Genomic DNA, 16,333 nt, shown 5'->3' with positions numbered 1-16,333 from the left:
CTTCCGCTCTCCCAACGCAGCCGGTTGTTCAGTTTGATTGCGACGGATCGGCCAGGCCCAGCGAGCCCGGGTTCATGATGCCGTTCGGGTCGACCGACCGCTTGATCGCCGACAGCAAATCCCATGTCGGCGGGTTCAGCACCGAGCGGAACGGATAATCGCGGGCGACCTGCCAGTTCACACCGCCCAGGCTGATGTAGAGCTGCTGGGTGGCGTCCCGCAGTTCGGCAACGGCCTGGCGCGCGGCCGGATTTGCCGGACGATCCAGCCAGGGCCTGGTGATGTCCTCGCCGACGCTCTGGACGTGCAACGGGGTGATCTCGTCATGCCAGTAGAAGGCAGGCTCGATGAAAAACTCGTTGCCCACGGTCAGGCTCATCACCGAATAGACGATGCCGTGCTCGTCCATGAACGGCTTCCTTTCGGCGAAGAAGGCGTCGTTGGCCTCAACGACTTTCCGCCAGTCACCCATCGGGAAGACCGCGTGGATCGGCACCCAGCGCTCGCCGTTCAAGCCGAGCATGCCGCGCACCGGACCGAACGGCTTGGACCGCATGACGCGCGGCACGGACGGGTCGAGCTCGGTGCCGGCGTCGGCGCATATTTCGCGCGCGCGCGCCATGGAGACTGCGAGTTCGTCGTCGTTGCGTGCCTCGAGCACCAGATGCAGCGTGAATTCATGCTTCTTGAGAAACGACGTGCCTCCGGCGGCCACCGCCGCGGCATCCTTGATGCCGCCCATCAGCGTCTTGCCGGTCTTGGCGACGTTGCCGAGCACCTTCAAGCCGTCCGAGATGCGGTTGACGCTGGCCGAATGGGACGCCTTGGTCCTGTCGATGCCAAACCCCTCCGAAACCAGCCGCTCGCGGGCCATGGCCACTTGTGCGCCGGCCATGTCCGCCATCGACCGGAAGCCGAACGACAGAAAACCGACCGCCAGCGGCTTCGGCCAAAGACGCAGGGTCGCCGCGGTCTTGAAACCCAGCGCGCCGGTATCGCCCAGGAAAAGGCCGGTCAGGTCCGGGCCGCCCTCACGGGTGAACGGCTTGGTGTCCCGGCGGCCGCCCGAGCCGGTGGTCACCAACGTGCCGTCGGGCAAGACGACCGACAGGCCGATCACCGATTCGGCGACGGTGGCGTTGAGCGTGGAGCCGAAAAAGGCGCTGTTCTGTGACAGGGCGCCGCCGACCGTCGCGTTGATGCCGGACAACGGTCCCCAATAGCCGGTACGCAGACCGGTTCCCTCCAAGGCCTTGTCGAGGCCGGCCCAGGTGCATCCGGCCTCCACCGTGACGTAGAGGTCATCGGTGTTGACCTCAATGACGCTGTCGAGATCGCAGGCATCGATGACGATGGCGTCTTCGACGGCAGGCAGGTAACCCTTGGTGTAGGACATGCCGCCACCGCGGGGCACGACGGCGATGCCATTGTCGGCCGCGATGCGGACAGCGGTCGCTGCATCGCCGGCCGATGACGGAAACACGATGGCCAGCGGCCGAATGCCGGGCTGCCAGAAGACGTCATTGGCATAGAAGTCCCTCGTCTGGTCATCGGCCCTGACCTTGCCGCCCAGAGCGTCCTGCAGCGCCGCGACGCCCGGATGGCGCCCGCCGGCGATATCGACATGTTCGTTCATTGGATTGGGCCCTTCTTGTCGGACGGCGAAACCGGCTCGAAACGGAAGCCGCCATCGCCTCGATGGGCGATGCGGCCGGCATGCGGCCGGTCGAAATGAGCGGGAAAGATCAGAGCGTCTTCGGACGCCAGAACCTCGAGGAGGCGGGCACGCGTGAGCGGCGCCTGATCGTTGTCCTCGCACAGAAAACAGTTCAGATCCGGCTCGAACACCTGCATGGCGCGATGCATGACGTCGCCTGTGAACCAGCCGGATTGGCCGCCGGAATGCACCCGCAGGACAAGCTGGCCGCTGGTATGGCCGGGAGCGGCGTGAAACGTGAATCCGGGCAGCAGTTCGTCGCCATCGCCGACCCAGCGGACAAGGCCGGCGTCGACGACCGGCTCGATGCTGTCCTCGATGACGGGAGCGCCCTCGGGCTGAGCGGTCGCGGTGACGCCGCCCGGCTGCCAATTGCGGTATTCGGCGGCTCCGAAAACGTAGGTTGCGTTGGGAAACGTCGGAACCCAGCGCCCGTCTTCGAGCCGGGTGTTCCAGCCCGAGTGATCGACATGCATGTGCGTGTTGATCACGCAGGTGACGTCCTCGGGCTTCACGCCGGCATCGGCAAGCCGGCCGATGAAATCGGTGTCGAGCATATGAAAACGGGCAAACTTCGGATCGGTGCGGCTCTTGGCGTTGCCGCTGGCCGTGTCGACCAGAATGATCTCGCCGTGCGCCCGAACCAGCCAGGCATGGATGGACGCGAACGTGTTGCCGGTCTCGGGGTCGATCCGGTCGATCTGCCGCAATTCGGGGTGACGGTCGAAGATCGCCGGGGTGTAGTCGGGAAACTGCATCTGCGGCGGGAAGCCGGGCGAGGAAAACTCCTCGATCCGCTCAACCGTCACGTCTGCGATGCTCCAGCCAGCCACAAATCCCCTCCCAAGGCGGTTGTCACGACAGGCCTGAGCAAAACAGCTTCATCAAATCGTGTCAACAGCCAAAATCTATTTCATTCTGTGAAACGCTATGCGAGGATGACGATGACAGCGACCTTGCCGTAAGGTCTCCGGTCAACAGAGGCGCCGTAACGCGCAAGAATAGGAATGGGGTTGAAGGGTGACACAAATAAAAGCGGCCGATCCCTCGGCCATGAACGTACGGGCCGTTGTCCGTGCAGCCAGCATTTTGCAGTCGTTCACGGACAAGCCTTTGCAATCGCTGGCGGAGATCGCCGCGGCAACGGGGCTGGACAAAGGCACCACACGACGCATCCTGGTTACGCTGATCGGGTGCGGGTTCGTGGTTCAGGACCCCGTGACCCAGCGTTACGGGCTCGGAAGGGTCATTCGCGTTCTGGCATCGAACGTCGTCGACCATTTCGACCTGCGGTCGGTTGCCGTGCCTGTCCTGACCGAGCTGGCGCACGAACTGCACATGACGATGTTCCTGTCGGTTTTTCATGACCGCTCGGCGCTGTGTCTGGACCGAATCCATGACATGACGGGGATGGAAGTGCGCTGGTGGGCCGTCGGCGGAACCCTGCCCTTCAACAGCGGCGGCGCGCCGAAGCTGTTGCTGGCCTATCAGACGCCGGAGACCATCGACGCCATACTCGCCGAACAGCCGCTGCCGCCGGTCAATGACAGCGTGATCGTCGAGAAGGCCGGTTTCCGGGCCCGGCTCGCCGAGATCCGAAAGCGCGGGTGGGAGTTCGCTGTCGATGACGTGGCCGAAGGTCTTGCGGCACTGGCCGTGCCGGTGCTTGCCGAGGACGGTTCGATCATCTGTGCCCTGTCGATGGCCGGACTGACACCGCAGATGGTCATCGGAGACCGGCCGGCTCACCTCGACATGATGCTCGATGCCGCAAAACGCGTGCGTGCGGCGCTCGGCGTTCGCGAGCGGCCGGCCAGCGAGTAACGCTCGCCGGAACGGGCGGCCCCGCTGCCACCCTTACCGGCGGACGACGCCGTTGAGGACTGTTCGCGTCAGGCTGCGGGCGATCGCCTCACGCTCGGCACCGGATTCACCGGTCCTCGGACGGTACCAGTCCGTCAGCCCGTTCAGTGCGCCCAATATCGCCCGCCCGACGATCGGAACGTCGTCGACCTCAAGCGTCGCATCGGCAACACCGTCTTCAAGCACCCGTCGGAAAAGACGCTCATACTCATCCCTTATGCCGATGAGTTCGGTCAGCGTCTCGCGCTCGGCCGCGGTGGTCGAGCCGTGCAGATACATTTCCACACCGGAACGAATGCCGCGCTGGAACGGCAAATGCTCCATCATCACCATGGCGTGGGCATGAGCCATCCCCTCAAGCCTCTGAGCGGCGGGCGAATCGCTGGCGAACACAGGTTCCACCGCCTCGAAGCAAAGCTCCATCGCGCGCCGGTAGACGGCAAAGAAGATTGCGTTCTTGGATCTGAAATGATGGTAGACGCGGCCCTTGGTCGAGCCGACCTCGTCGGCGATGTCGTCGATCGTCGCCTTGTCGAGCCCCTTGCGCATGAAGCATTCCGCCGCAGCCGAAATGATGACGGCCCGACTTTCGTCAACGTTCGACACACGGCGCCGTGGCCTTGCCACCTCCGCATCGGCTGACTGATGGTTCATTCTTATGCCCTCAGGTCTCCGGCTCGTCGGGGAAACGGTAGTCAGCCAAGATGGCCCGCAACTCAAGCTTGGAAATCTTGCCGGTGGCCGTCATCGGAAGCGCGTCCATGAACACCACATCGTCCGGCACCTGCCATTTCGCCATGCGTCGGCCAATGTGGGCCAGAACATCCTGCTTGCGGACATCCGCTCCCTGCTCGGCCACGACCACCAGCAGCGGCCGCTCATCCCATTTGGGATGCGGGATCGCAACAGCGGCCGCCTGGGCCACGCCCGCGCATCCGCAAGCGGTGTTCTCGAGGTCGATCGACGAGATCCACTCGCCGCCGGACTTGATCAGGTCCTTGGTGCGGTCGACGATCAGCAGATCGGTGTTGGGGCCGATCCTGGCCATGTCGCCGGTGCTGAACCAGCCATCGGCATCGAAGACCGCCTGGCTGGCCTCGGGCGCATTGAAATAGCCGGAAATGACCGTCGGCCCGCGCACGAACAGCTCTCCCGACCGCTCGCCATCGTGGGGCAACGGTTCTCCGGCCTCGTCGACGATCTTCATGTCCACGCCGAACAGGCGACGGCCCTGCGGCAGCTTCAAGGCCACGTTCTCATCCGCGGTCAGGCCGGGCTCGGGACGGGTCACGGTCCCGACCGGGCTCATCTCGGTCATGCCCCAGCCATGAAGCACTTCGATACCGAACTCCTCTTCGGCCGCGCGGATCATCGCTTCGCTGACGGCGGAGCCGCCGATCAAAAGGGTGGACAGCGCATCCGGCTTGCTGCCGCGCTTGCGCATCTCCGCGATCAATCCGTTCCAGACGGTCGGCACGCCCCACGCCGAGGTCACGCCCTCGCTTTGCATCAGATCGAAGATCGAGGCGCCGTCGAGATGCGGCCCCGGCATGACCAGGTCGGTTCCGGTCAACGGCGCCGAGAACGGCAACCCCCAGGCATTGACGTGAAACAGCGGGACGACCGGCAGAACGCGGTGCCCGCGGCCGAAACACTGCAGTGCGCCGAGCACCACCGAGAAACTGTGCAGAAGCGTCGACCGGTGGGAATAAAGCGCGCCCTTCGGATCGCCGGTGGTGCCCGACGTGTAGCACAAGCCCGACGCCGTGGTTTCGGGCAGATCGGGCCAGTCGAACAGGTCCGGTTTCCCCTCCAGCAGCGTCTCGTAGCACAGCGCGCCTTCGGGCGAGTTGTCCGGAACGTGCGCCTCGTCCGTCATCAGCACCAGTTTGATGGACGGCGGCAGCTTTGGCCTGAGACTTTCGACCAGCGGCGCGAAGGTCAGGTCGAAGAACAGGACCTTGTCGTCGGCGTGATTGACGATCCAGGCGATCTGTTCGGCCGAAAGACGCGGATTGATCGTGTGGCACACAGAGCCGATGCCGGCTATCGCGTAATAGAGCTCGAAGTGCCGGTAGCCGTTCCAGGCAAGCGTGGCGACGCGGTCGCCCCTGCCGACCTCCATCTCCAGCAGAGCTTTGGCCAAACGCGCCACGCGTTTTCGGGTCTGGCCGTAGGTCTGCCGGTGGCGGTCTCCTTCCACGGTCGACGATATAACACCCGTTTCAGGGTAAACGTCGGCCGCATAGTCGAGCACCTGCCGGATCGACAGGTCCCGTTGCATCATCATGCCTTCAAGCATCTGGTCTCCTCCCCGGCTTTGCGATTGTCGCAAACATGACCGAAAAATCGCGATTGACAAGATACTGCTCGGTATGTTGTTGGTAAAGGCATCATTTTTCAATGCCCCGGGCGGCAGGGAGGCAGTTGCGATGACCTTGCTGGAGGATCTCTTCGGCGCACATGGCAAGACCGTTCTGGTCACCGGCGGCTCCAGCGGCATCGGCCGGATGATCGCTTCGGCCTTCGTGGGCTCCGGCGCGCGCGTGATGATCGCCTCGCGCAACGGAGAGGCCTGCGTCGAAGCGGCCGCGGCGATCAACGCCGAGGGCGGCCCCGGTGAAGCCGAGGGTTTCGCAGGCGACGCCTCGACCGAAAGCGGCGTCACGGCGCTGGCTGCCCGCGTCGCCGACCGAACCGACCGGCTCGACATACTCGTCAACAATGCCGGCCGAAGCTGGGGCGAAAGCTACGAGGCGTTCCCCTTCATGGCCTGGGACAAGGTGATGAGCCTGAATGTGGCCGGGCTGTTCAGCCTCACCCGTGACCTCACGCCATTGCTGGAGCGTGCCGCCAGCGCCGACAGCCCGGCGCGGGTCATCAATCTGGGATCGGTGATGGGCGCGGCCACGATCGGCGGCCATGCCTATTCCTATGCCGCATCCAAAGCCGCCGTTCACCATCTGACCCGCATCCTCGCCAAGGAACTGGCGGCGCGCCACATCACGGTCAATGCGCTGGCGCCGGGACCCTTCGAAAGCCGGATGACGGCATTCGTAACCGGCGACGCCAAAACACGCCAGGCGGTTGCGGCGGGCGTGCCGGCCGGCCGGCTCGGACAGCCCGGCGACCTGGCCGGCGCCGTTCTATTCCTGGCCGGACGCGGCGGCGCCTATGTAACCGGCGCGATCCTGCCGCTCGATGGCGGGATCGGCGTGGAATCGGCCGATGATCTGTTTGCGGCCGGACGCTGAGCAGGGAGAAAAGACAATGGATCTGGGCTTATCGCCAGAGGCGGAAACCGTCCGCGACCGGGTGCGCGCCATGGTGCGCAAAGACATCATGCCGCTTGACGACGAGTTCGAGCAGGAAGTGGGGCGCGATGGCGACCGTTTCAGCTTCACCGAGCGGCAGGCGAGCATTCGGGAGAGCCTGAAGGACAAGGCGCGCGATGCGGGCCTTTGGAACCTGTGGCGCTCCAAGGCACTGGGCGGGCACGGCCTGACGACCGTCGAATATGCCTATATGGCCGAGGAGATGGGCTGGTCGCGACTGGCGCCGGAAATCTTCAACTGCTCGGCCCCGGATACCGGAAACATGGATGTGCTGCACCGGTTCGGCAGCGAATCGCAGAAGGCCCGTTGGCTCGACCCGCTCATGGCAGGGACGATCCGCTCCGCCTATCTGATGACCGAACCGGACGTGGCGTCGTCCGATGCGACCAACATTTCGATGTCGTGCGTGCGCGACGGTGACGCCTATGTGCTGAACGGCGAAAAATGGTGGGCCTCGGGCGCCGGCGACCCCCGATGCGCCATCTATATCGTGATGGTTCTGACCGATCCCGATGGCGAGCGGCACAGGAGGCACAGCCAGATTCTCGTGCCGGCCGATACGCCCGGCGTCGAGATTTTGCGTCCGATGAACGTCTTCGGTCACGACGACGCGCCGCACGGCCACATGCATCTGCGCTTCACCGATGTCCGCGTGCCGGCAGAAAACCTCCTGCAGGCGGAAGGTGACGGCTTCCGCATTGCCCAGGGCCGACTGGGGCCGGGCCGGATCCATCATTGCATGCGTGCCATAGGCCAGGCCGAGCGGGCCTTGGAGATGATGTGCCGCAGGGCACTGTCCCGCACGGCCTTCGGCAGGCCATTGTCCGAACTGGGCGCCAATGGCGACATCATCGCCGAATGCCGGATGCAGATCGAGCAGGCCCGTCTTTTGTGCCTGAAAGCGGCGTGGATGATGGACAATGCCTCGGCGAAGGATGCCGCACCCTGGGTCAGCCAGATCAAGGTGATCGCGCCACGCGTCGCGACGGCGGTGCTCGACGAAGCCATGCAGATGCATGGCGGAATGGGCATCAGCCAGGACACTCCGCTGGCCTCGATGTGGATCACCGCCAGGACGCTGCGGTTCGCCGACGGACCGGACGCGGTTCACAGGCGGCAGATCGCCCGGACGGAACTCAAGCCGTACCGCCACCGATGAACACGCTCGATCTGGAAGCGCTCGAAGCCTATTTGTCGCCGCGCATCGTCGGTCTGTCCGGGTTGCGAAAGGCCACCAAATTCTCCGGCGGGCAATCCAATCCGACATTTCTGATCGAAGCCGATTCGGGGCGTTATGTCCTGCGCCGCAAACCGCCGGGCAAGATCCTGCCGTCGGCGCACGCGGTGGATCGCGAGTACAGGGTCATTGCGGCGCTTGCGGAAACCGATGTGCCGGTGGCACCGGCGCTGCACCTTTGCGAGGACGACGCCGTGATCGGCTCGGCGTTCTATGTGATGGGGTTCGTCGATGGCGTCGTGCACTGGGATCCCGCCCTGCCCGATCTCGAACCGGGCCTGCGCCGCCCGGCGACCCTGGCCATGATCGAGACGCTGGCGCGGCTGCACAGTCTCGACCCGGCGGCGGTCGGCCTGGCCGATTATGGAAGGCCCGCCGGTTACGCCGGCCGGCAGATCGCGCGATGGACGAAGCAGTACCAGGCCAGCGCGGAAAAAACTGATCCGCACATGGAAGAACTGATCGGCTGGCTGCACGAGAACCAGCCGGCAGAGGACGGACGCGCCTCGATCGTTCATGGCGACTACCGCATCGACAATCTGATCTATGCGCCCGGTTCGGCCAATGTCCGCGCCGTTCTCGACTGGGAATTGTCGACAATCGGCCATCCGTTCGCCGACATCGCCTATGTGCTCCTGCACCACAAGCTGCCGCGCGACAGCGTGTTCAAGGGTCTTGCCGGACATGACCGGGACGCGCTCGGCCTGCCGCACGAAGCCGAGATCATCGAGCATTACTGCAATCGTCTTGGCGTCGCGTCGATCGACGCCCTGGATTTCTGGGTGAGCCTGTCGGCCTTCCGTCTGGCAACCATCCTTGAAGGCGTCGCGGCCCGCATCCGGGCAGGCAATGCGAGCGATCCGGAGCGCGGCCGGCGCCTCGTCAATGCAATTCCCGACCTGATCGCGCTTGGTCTTCGCGCCGCGCGCAGCCAGACCGATACAAGACAAGCCGATTGAGGCCGCCTGGCGCGGTCAAACCGGGCAGCCGATTTGCCACTGCTGCGGCCAGGACACCGGGCGGCGCGCACTTCCGTTCGACCAGCGCAGCCCGCGCCATGGACCCTTGCGCCGCGCATGTCCGCTTTCAGTTGCGCGGCGTGCCCGAACGCTTGCGCCCCTGCCGCACGGCAAACCGCCGCCGGATGCGTCGCAACGGGTGCAGTTCGTGCGACAGGATGAACAGGCCGAGCGGGATCATCCAGAAGCCGAGGATCGGCAGAAAGCCGAACACGCCCAGAACGCTCAGCGCGGTGCCGAGCGTCAGACGGGCGCCGCGCGAGCCGGGTTTGGGAAACTCGCGCCCGAACAGACGGTAGACCGGGCGCTCGTCCCGACCGTTCCTGCCGCCCGGATGGTTCAGCCCGTCGTCCTCACCGTTGCCGCCCGTGTCGGTTTCGTGCATCAACGCCAACCGGTTGCGTTCGTCCATCGGAGGGTCCCGTTCATCATCTGCCAGCCATGCAGGCACCCGACAGGGTGGCGGATCGCCCGGCGTGCCTGACGTGAGCGCCCGCACCGCCCACTTCAAGGCGGCGGCAGCGAAAAAAGGAGGGGAGCGTCGGCGTCGACCGACATTTACCCCTTTTCAACACCACGGTCCGTTTGATATAGCCCGCCGACATTCGAGTTTTCCCCAGTAGCTCAGCGGTAGAGCGCTCGACTGTTAATCGATCGGTCGCAAGTTCGAATCTTGCCTGGGGAGCCAGACCCGAGGGGCCGGCGCAGCGCGCGCCGGCCCCTTTGTCGTTCGGGCCTGGCATCAGGCGGGCATTTGGGCCGCGCGCAACCGCACTTCGACCCGCGTGCCGCGTTCGCGCGCGCCGGAAGCCAGCCGCACGCTGCCCTCGAAAAGCGCGGCGATCTCGTTGACGATGGCAAGGCCGAGACCGCCGACACCGCCCGGCCGCGGCGCGGTGGTGCTGTAACGCTCCATGACGGCGGTGCGCAGCTCGGCGGGAATGCCGCAGCCATCGTCCTCGACCGACAAGATTGCCGTATCGCCATCGGTGCGCACCGCAACGACGATGCTGGCGCCGGCTTTGGCATGGCGGATCGCATTGTCGATCAGATTGCTGATCATCTCGCGCAACAGTACCGGATCGCCGCGACAACCGACAGGCACACCGCCCTCGTATGCCAGATCGAAGCCGGCGCGCGCGGCGGGCAGAACGAAGCTCCCGGCGGTCGCCCGTGCCACCGCGTCCAGATCGACCGAGTGACCCGCGGCGGCCTTCGACGTCGTCTCGTCCACCCGCGCCAGAAGCAGCAATTGCGCCAGCGTGCGCTCGGCGTCGGCGACGGCCTGATCGCAATCGGCGATGGCGTGACGGGCCTCGCCGAGCGTTTCGGCCTGCGCGGCAATGCCCAATTGGGTGCGGACGATGGCGAGAGGCGTGCGCAACTGGTGGCTGGCGTTGCCGGTGAAATGGCGCAATGCGCTCAGCGCCCCGTCAAGACGGGCCATGAAACCGTTGATCCGGTCGACCAGGCCGCCAACCTCCTGAGGCACATTGTGTTCGATGGGCCGCAAATCTTCCGGGCTGCGGCGACCGATCGCCTGTTCGAGCCGGCCGAGCGGGCGCAGCGAGCGCGTCACCGCGACCCAGACGATGATGGCGGCTGCGAAGATCAGGAGGAACTGGCGCAGCGCAGTGCGCAGCAGGATGCGCTGGGCCAGCGCCTGGCGGGCATTGGTCGTCTCGGCCACGGTGACCCTGAAGGCGACCGACCGCTCGCCGGTCGATGCCGTACCGCGATAGGTCGCCACGCGGATCGGTTCGCCGCGAAATTCGCCGTCGGCGAAAGCGAACGGATCGCCGGCCTCGGCCCGCGCATCGGGCACCGCCAGACGCTGATAGCCGGTGACGAGCGTGCCGTCGGCATGGTCGATACGGTAGAAGACACGGTCCTGCGCCGACGAGGTCAGCATCTCCAGCGCCACATAGGGAATGTCGACGTCGAGCTGGTCGTCATCATTGATGACCACCCGTTCGGCAATCGCCAGCGCAGAGCCCGACAGCACCCGGTCGAACACCTGGTTGGCGGTCTCGCGCGCCGTGCGATAGGCGTCGAACAGCGCTACGACCCCGATGGTGCAAAGGGGCACCAGAAGCATGATCAACAGCCGCCGGCGCAGCGAATAGCGCGGTCCCATCAGCCGGCACCGCCCTGCTCTTGCGCCATCAGGAAGTAGCCCATGCCGCGTGCCGCGCGGATCGCGATGCCAAAGCCGCCAAGCCGCTTGCGCAGGCGGCTGATCGTCTGCTCGACCGCATTGTCGGATACGTCCAGATCGAAGGTGGACAGCGACTCGGCGATCTGTGCCTTGGGCACCACGTCGGACTTCGACATCAGCATGACGCGCAGTACGGCTAGTTCGCGCGGCGAAATCTCGATCGGCGCACCGGCATGCACCAGCGTGTTGGCCGTGACATCCAGCGTCAGGCCGGCAAATTCGATGGTCGGACGCGCGCGCCCCGCGCCCCGCCGGATCAGCGCTGCCGCCCGCGCCCGCAGCTCCTCGACAGCGAACGGCTTGGTCAGATAATCGTCGGCGCCCAGATCGAGCCCGCGCACCCGGTCGTTGAGGTCGCCGCGCGCGGTGACGATCAGCACCGGCACGTCGAGCCGACGGTCGCGCAGGTTTTTCAACACATCAAGGCCGTCCATGCCCGGAAGGCTGAGATCGAGCACCACCAGATCGAAAGGCGTGGAGGCGAGCGCCGCCTCGGCGTCGGTGCCGTCGGCGACACGGTCGACCTGAAAGCCGCCCGCACTCAGAACGGCGGCCATGCCGGCCGCCAGTTTGGCATTGTCCTCGACAAGGAGAATGCGCATGATCTGTCCTCCCGCGCTCCTTGGTACTGCGCGGGAGCCGGGCTGTGAAGGCCGGCGCGGCAGCGGCAAGGAGAGGCATTTGACGCGCAGGACATGGATCGCCGCGATCGGAGCTGTGGTCTCGCTGGCGTTCATGGTGCCGGCCGCCTTGGCGCAGACGCTGTTTGGTGCGCTGCAGCCGGCCGGCGCATCGACGCTGACGATCTATTCCTCGCTCGATCTGAGCGCGGCGGAACCGCTGATCGACGCCTTCCAGAGAGACAATCCCGGCGTCGCCGTCAATTATCACGAACTCCAGACCGTCGATATCTATGAGCGCGTGCTCAATGAGAGCGATGGCGACGGCGCAACGGCGGATCTGGTGATCTCGTCGGCAATGGACCTGCAGATGAAGCTCGCCAATGACGGCTATGCGCGCCGTGTGCCGCTGGCACACGGCAGTGTGTGGCCAAGCTGGGCCAACTGGCGCGATACGGCGATCGCACTGACCTACGAGCCGGCGGTGATGGTCTATCACAAGCCCAGTTTTGAGGCCGCCGACGTGCCGCGCACCCGCGCCGCGCTGATTTCGTTCCTCGATGCCGAACAGGATGCGTTCTACGGCCGGATCGCGACCTACGACATCGAGCGCGCCGGCGTCGGCTTCCTGTTTCTGGCGCGCGATGCCGAGCACAATCGCGACATCTGGGATCTGGTGCGCGCGATGGGCCGGTCCGGCGTCAAGCTCTACTCCAACTCCTCGTCCATCCTCGAGCGCGTTTCGGACGGCCGGTTCGCCATCGGCTACAACATTCTGGGTTCCTATGCCTCGGCATGGGCGGCGCGCAATCCCGATCTCGGCATCGTGCTGCCGACCGATTACACGATCATCATGTCGCGCATCGCGCTGGTGCCGACCTCCGCGCAGGCGCCCGATCTGGCCGGGCGCTTTCTCGATTTCATGATGTCGCGGCAGGGCCAGGACATCATGGCGGCCGAAGCCAAGCTGCCGGCACTGCATCCGCAACTGACGGGCGCGAACACGGCGGACGGGCTGCGCGCCGAGGCGGGCGACAAGCTGCGGCCGATCGCGGTCAGCCCTGCCCTTCTGGTCTATCTCGACCAGGTGCGGCGAGCCCGCTTCATCGACCGCTGGAACGACACGCTCAGCCAGCGCTGACGCCACGTCACTATGCCGGCAACCTGTCAGCGTGTTGACAGCTTGGTGTGGTCAGCTTGCCGCAGCCGGTCACACCGGCGAAGCATTTTGGGAGGATCATATGCTGAAACTGCTGACCGCGGCGCTTGGCGCCGCCGCATTGTCGTTTGCAACGCTGGGCGCTGCCCAGGCCGACGGACACCAGAAGCTCGAAGACGTCCACTTCCTGATCCCCGGCGGCGCCGGCGGCGGCTGGGACGGTACCGCGCGCGGTACCGGCGAAGCGCTGACCAAATCCGGCATCGTCGGATCGGCGACCTATGAGAACATGTCCGGCGGCGGCGGCGGCAAGGCCATCGCGCACCTGATCGAGACCGACGATGCCGGCACGCTGATGGTCAATTCGACGCCGATCGTCATCCGCTCGCTGCAGGGCGTGTTCCCGCAATCGTTCCGCGACCTGACACCGATTGCCGGCACGATCGGCGATTATGCGGCGATGGTCGTCAACACCGATTCCGACATCCAGGACTTCGGTGGCCTGCTTGAAGCCTACAACGCCGATCCGACCAATGTCGCCATCGGCGGCGGCTCGGTCGCCGGCGGCATGGACCATATCGTGGTCGCGCTCGTCATGAAGGCGGCCGGCGCCGATCCCACCCAGGTCAAATACATCCCCTATGACGCGGGCGGCAAGGCGATGGCCGGCCTCCTGTCGGGCGAGATCAAGGGGCTGTCGACCGGCTTCGGCGAAGCGATCGAACTGGCCCGCCAGGGCGAGGTGCGCATCCTGTGCGTGACCGCGACCGAGCGGCTAGACGCGTCCCCCGAAACGCCGACCTGCGACGAGGCCGGCGCAAGCGGCGCCGAGTTCGTCAACTGGCGCGGCTTCTTCGGCGCGCCCGGCCTTTCGGACGAACAGGCGAGCGCCTACCAGGATGCGCTGGAAGCGATGTATGAGACCGACGACTGGGCCACCGTGCGCGACCGCAACGGCTGGGTCGACATCTTCAACCGGGGCGATGACTTCACCTCGTTCCTTGAAGCGCAGGAAGAGCAGATCGGCGGCCTGATGCGCGAACTGGGCTTCCTCTGATCCCGGCCCGGTGACGGCCGGCGGTCTCACGCCGGCCTTTGGCAAACACGCCGCGCGGGCAAAACCGTCCGCGCGGCACCCCGGGGAGGACGATCATGCCGATTTCCAAGGACAGGCTGGGCGGGCTTCTGCTGCTCGCCTTTTGCATCGCTTATGCGTTTCTGAGCCAGCAGATCCGCCTGCTGCCGTTTCAGGAAAGCAGCGCCTTTCACGCCCGGACCATGCCAGAGGTACTTTCGGTGCTCGGCATCGGCCTGTCGCTGATCGTCATCGCATTTCCCGGCTCGAAGGCGCGGGTCGAACTGGCCGGTCATGACTGGCTCAAGGTGGTGCTGTTCCTCGCGCTTATGTCCGCCTACGGGCTGACCATACGGCCGATGGGCTTCATAGCCTCCACGTCGCTTTTCCTGATGATCGGCTTCTGGATGCTCGGCGAACGCCGCCCGCTCTATCTGATCGCCGTTGCCGTGCCGCTGGTCGTCCTGTTCTGGGTGCTGATGACGCAAGGGCTCGACGTGTTCATCGAACCGCTGCCCACCTTCCTGCGCGAAGGGAACTGAGCCATGCTTGAAGGCATCATGATCGGGCTGACGACGGCCCTTTCCATCCAGAACCTTCTGTTCGTGATGATGGGGTGCCTCGCCGGCACCTTCATCGGCATGCTGCCGGGCCTCGGCCCGATGTCGGCGATCGCGCTGATGATCCCGATCGCGGCGACGCTCGACCCCTCCGCCGGGATCATCCTGATGGCCGCGGTCTATTATGGCGCGATCTTTGGCGGCTCCACCTCGTCCATCCTGATCAACGCGCCCGGCGTCGCCTCGACGGTTGCCACCTCCTTCGACGGCTACCCGATGGCCAAGAGCGGCAAGGCCGGCAAGGCGCTGGCGATCGCCGCCTACTCATCCTTTTCGGGCGGCGTGATCGCCGCGCTGTTCCTTCTGGTCGCCGCGCCGTTCCTGGCCAGCGTGTCGCTCTCCTTCCAGTCGACCGACTACTTCGCGCTGATGGTGCTCGGCCTCGTCGCCGTCGCCGCCTTCGCCGGCAAGGGCGACATGGCCAAAGCGCTCCTGATGACGGTGATCGGGCTGATGCTGTCGACGGTCGGCACCGACCAGACCCAGGGCGTGCCGCGCTTTACGCTCGGCATGATCGATCTGGTCGACGGCATCTCGTTCCTGCTTCTGGTCATGGCGACCTTCGCCCTGTCCGAAGCGCTGATGGCGATCCTCAAACCGAAAGACGACGCCGACCGGCTCAAGGAAAAGGAAGCGTCGGAAAACCTCGGTTCGATGGCCGTCAGCAAGGCCGAGGTCAGGGAAATGGCGCCGGTGATCGGCCGTTCCTCGGTCCTCGGTTTCCTGATCGGCGTGCTGCCCGGCGCTGGCGCGACGATCGCCTCCTTCCTCGCCTACGGCACCGAGCAGCGTCTCGCGGGCCCCGAAAAGGGCAAGCAGTTCGGCAAGGGCTCGGTGCGCGGCCTGGCGGCGCCCGAAACCGCCAACAACGCCGCCGCCACCGGCTCTTTCGTGCCGCTTTTGACGCTTGGTATTCCCGGTTCCGGCACCACCGCGATCATGCTGGGTGCGCTGATAGGCTACGGCATCCAGCCCGGACCGCGGCTTTATATCGACCAGCCCGAAATCTTCTGGTCGGTGATCGTTTCGATGTGGATCGGCAACATCGTGCTTCTGATCCTCAACCTGCCGCTGATCCCCTACATCGCCCGCGTGCTCGCGATCCCGTCGCGGTTCCTGCTGCCGCTGATTCTCTTCTTCTCGCTGATCGGCGTCTATTTCGTCTCGTTCAACACGTTCGATATCCAGCTCATGGTGCTGTTCGCGATCGCCGCCGTTATCCTGCGCATCCTCGATTTTCCGATGGCGCCGATGATCCTGGGCTTTATCCTGGGCGGCATGATGGAAGAGAATCTGCGGCGGGCCCTGCTGATCAACAATGACAGCTGGTCGTTCCTGTGGGAGCGCCCGCTGACCCTGACGATCCTGATCATCGCGGCTCTGTGCCTGGTCGCGCCGTTCCTGACCGGCAAGATCCGAGAATACCGGGCCAGAGCGGCGGAAGGGACTTCGGCATCGGGCGACTGAGGA

General features: G+C 65.3%; 15 protein-coding genes and 1 tRNA gene. 9 read left to right on the top strand and 7 right to left on the bottom strand.

Features of this window, described 5'->3' with window-relative positions; genetic code table 11:
* Positions 1-28 precede the first annotated feature (28 nt).
* A complete protein-coding gene (locus tag DEM25_RS12750) occupies positions 29-1,636 on the bottom strand; it encodes an FAD-binding oxidoreductase (RefSeq protein WP_109766106.1) in 1,608 nt (535 codons plus the stop codon).
* Positions 1,633-2,550 carry an MBL fold metallo-hydrolase gene (locus DEM25_RS12745; protein WP_109766105.1) on the bottom strand — a complete coding sequence of 306 codons (918 nt, stop codon included), beginning with the start codon at positions 2,548-2,550 and terminating at the stop codon, positions 1,633-1,635. The genes DEM25_RS12750 and DEM25_RS12745 overlap by 4 nt, the downstream gene beginning before the upstream one ends.
* A gap of 220 nt (positions 2,551-2,770) precedes the next feature.
* On the opposite strand from DEM25_RS12745, the gene DEM25_RS12740 reads away from it, so the two are divergent.
* A complete protein-coding gene (locus DEM25_RS12740) occupies positions 2,771-3,541 on the top strand; it encodes an IclR family transcriptional regulator (protein WP_109766104.1) in 771 nt (256 codons plus the stop codon).
* 33 nt (positions 3,542-3,574) lie between these two features.
* Here DEM25_RS12740 and DEM25_RS12735 read toward each other — a convergent pair whose 3' ends face one another.
* Both DEM25_RS12735 and DEM25_RS12730 read right to left on the bottom strand, forming a co-directional pair.
* Positions 3,575-4,234: a TetR/AcrR family transcriptional regulator gene (locus tag DEM25_RS12735; protein WP_109766103.1), complete on the bottom strand. Its 660-nt coding sequence runs from the start codon at positions 4,232-4,234 to the stop codon at positions 3,575-3,577.
* Positions 4,235-4,244: 10 nt separating this feature from the next.
* Entirely contained in the window at positions 4,245-5,882 is a 1,638-nt protein-coding gene (locus DEM25_RS12730) for a long-chain-fatty-acid--CoA ligase (protein ID WP_109766102.1), read from the bottom strand.
* Positions 5,883-6,012: 130 nt separating this feature from the next.
* Between DEM25_RS12730 and DEM25_RS12725 the strand changes: the two genes are divergently transcribed.
* The 3 genes from DEM25_RS12725 to DEM25_RS12715 are packed head-to-tail and all read left to right on the top strand — an operon-like array spanning position 6,013 to position 9,111.
* Complete coding sequence (locus tag DEM25_RS12725; RefSeq protein WP_109766101.1) at positions 6,013-6,834, top strand: SDR family oxidoreductase; 822 nt, start codon at positions 6,013-6,015, stop codon at positions 6,832-6,834.
* 16 nt (positions 6,835-6,850) lie between these two features.
* Entirely contained in the window at positions 6,851-8,074 is a 1,224-nt protein-coding gene (locus DEM25_RS12720) for an acyl-CoA dehydrogenase family protein (protein WP_109766100.1), read from the top strand.
* A complete protein-coding gene (locus DEM25_RS12715; protein ID WP_109766099.1) occupies positions 8,071-9,111 on the top strand; it encodes a phosphotransferase family protein in 1,041 nt (346 codons plus the stop codon). The genes DEM25_RS12720 and DEM25_RS12715 overlap by 4 nt, the downstream gene beginning before the upstream one ends.
* A gap of 127 nt (positions 9,112-9,238) precedes the next feature.
* On the opposite strand, the gene DEM25_RS12710 is transcribed toward DEM25_RS12715, so the two are convergent.
* Complete coding sequence (locus DEM25_RS12710) at positions 9,239-9,583, bottom strand: hypothetical protein (protein ID WP_245412900.1); 345 nt, start codon at positions 9,581-9,583, stop codon at positions 9,239-9,241.
* A gap of 201 nt (positions 9,584-9,784) precedes the next feature.
* On the opposite strand from DEM25_RS12710, the gene DEM25_RS12705 reads away from it, so the two are divergent.
* Positions 9,785-9,859, top strand: a tRNA-Asn gene (locus tag DEM25_RS12705).
* A gap of 54 nt (positions 9,860-9,913) precedes the next feature.
* On the opposite strand, the gene DEM25_RS12700 is transcribed toward DEM25_RS12705, so the two are convergent.
* Both DEM25_RS12700 and DEM25_RS12695 read right to left on the bottom strand, forming a co-directional pair.
* Positions 9,914-11,308, bottom strand: a complete 1,395-nt coding sequence (locus DEM25_RS12700) for a sensor histidine kinase (protein WP_109766098.1) — start codon at positions 11,306-11,308, stop codon at positions 9,914-9,916.
* Positions 11,308-11,991, bottom strand: a complete 684-nt coding sequence (locus DEM25_RS12695) for a response regulator transcription factor (protein WP_109766097.1) — start codon at positions 11,989-11,991, stop codon at positions 11,308-11,310. Before DEM25_RS12695 ends, DEM25_RS12700 begins: the two co-directional genes overlap by 1 nt.
* A 133-nt stretch (positions 11,992-12,124) precedes the next feature.
* Here DEM25_RS12695 and DEM25_RS12690 point away from each other — a divergent pair, with 133 nt between their 5' ends.
* From DEM25_RS12690 to DEM25_RS12675, 4 genes are all read left to right on the top strand, one after another.
* Entirely contained in the window at positions 12,125-13,150 is a 1,026-nt protein-coding gene (locus DEM25_RS12690; RefSeq protein ID WP_109766198.1) for an ABC transporter substrate-binding protein, read from the top strand.
* A 100-nt stretch (positions 13,151-13,250) separates the two neighbouring features.
* A complete protein-coding gene (locus tag DEM25_RS12685) occupies positions 13,251-14,225 on the top strand; it encodes a tripartite tricarboxylate transporter substrate binding protein (protein ID WP_109766096.1) in 975 nt (324 codons plus the stop codon).
* Between the two features lie 95 nt (positions 14,226-14,320).
* A complete protein-coding gene (locus tag DEM25_RS12680) occupies positions 14,321-14,785 on the top strand; it encodes a tripartite tricarboxylate transporter TctB family protein (protein WP_120222734.1) in 465 nt (154 codons plus the stop codon).
* A gap of 3 nt (positions 14,786-14,788) precedes the next feature.
* Entirely contained in the window at positions 14,789-16,330 is a 1,542-nt protein-coding gene (locus tag DEM25_RS12675) for a tripartite tricarboxylate transporter permease (RefSeq protein ID WP_109766094.1), read from the top strand.
* Positions 16,331-16,333: the final 3 nt, after the last annotated feature.

It is taken from the genome of Oceaniradius stylonematis (genome assembly GCF_003149475.2).
GTDB classification, from domain to species: domain Bacteria; phylum Pseudomonadota; class Alphaproteobacteria; order Rhizobiales; family Rhizobiaceae; genus Roseitalea; species Roseitalea stylonematis.
Note: the sequence above shows the minus strand (reverse complement) of the source record. Positions and strands in the feature narration are given on the sequence as shown.

Bases quoted from the DNA above. Each gene is read 5' to 3' on its own strand.
- DEM25_RS12735 (WP_109766103.1), bottom strand. From the start codon at position 4,234: ATGAACCATCAGTCAGCCGATGCGGAGGTGGCAAGGCCACGGCGCCGT.
- DEM25_RS12685 (WP_109766096.1), top strand. From the start codon at position 13,251: ATGCTGAAACTGCTGACCGCGGCGCTTGGCGCCGCCGCATTGTCGTTT.
- DEM25_RS12740 (WP_109766104.1), top strand. From the start codon at position 2,771: ATGAACGTACGGGCCGTTGTCCGTGCAGCCAGCATTTTGCAGTCGTTC.
- DEM25_RS12720 (WP_109766100.1), top strand. From the start codon at position 6,851: ATGGATCTGGGCTTATCGCCAGAGGCGGAAACCGTCCGCGACCGGGTG.
- DEM25_RS12725 (WP_109766101.1), top strand. From the start codon at position 6,013: ATGACCTTGCTGGAGGATCTCTTCGGCGCACATGGCAAGACCGTTCTG.
- DEM25_RS12695 (WP_109766097.1), bottom strand. From the start codon at position 11,991: ATGCGCATTCTCCTTGTCGAGGACAATGCCAAACTGGCGGCCGGCATG.
- DEM25_RS12690 (WP_109766198.1), top strand. From the start codon at position 12,125: ATGGTGCCGGCCGCCTTGGCGCAGACGCTGTTTGGTGCGCTGCAGCCG.
- DEM25_RS12700 (WP_109766098.1), bottom strand. From the start codon at position 11,308: ATGGGACCGCGCTATTCGCTGCGCCGGCGGCTGTTGATCATGCTTCTG.
- DEM25_RS12715 (WP_109766099.1), top strand. From the start codon at position 8,071: ATGAACACGCTCGATCTGGAAGCGCTCGAAGCCTATTTGTCGCCGCGC.
- DEM25_RS12730 (WP_109766102.1), bottom strand. From the start codon at position 5,882: ATGCTTGAAGGCATGATGATGCAACGGGACCTGTCGATCCGGCAGGTG.
- DEM25_RS12710 (WP_245412900.1), bottom strand. From the start codon at position 9,583: ATGGACGAACGCAACCGGTTGGCGTTGATGCACGAAACCGACACGGGC.
- DEM25_RS12680 (WP_120222734.1), top strand. From the start codon at position 14,321: ATGCCGATTTCCAAGGACAGGCTGGGCGGGCTTCTGCTGCTCGCCTTT.
- DEM25_RS12675 (WP_109766094.1), top strand. From the start codon at position 14,789: ATGCTTGAAGGCATCATGATCGGGCTGACGACGGCCCTTTCCATCCAG.
- DEM25_RS12750 (WP_109766106.1), bottom strand. From the start codon at position 1,636: ATGAACGAACATGTCGATATCGCCGGCGGGCGCCATCCGGGCGTCGCG.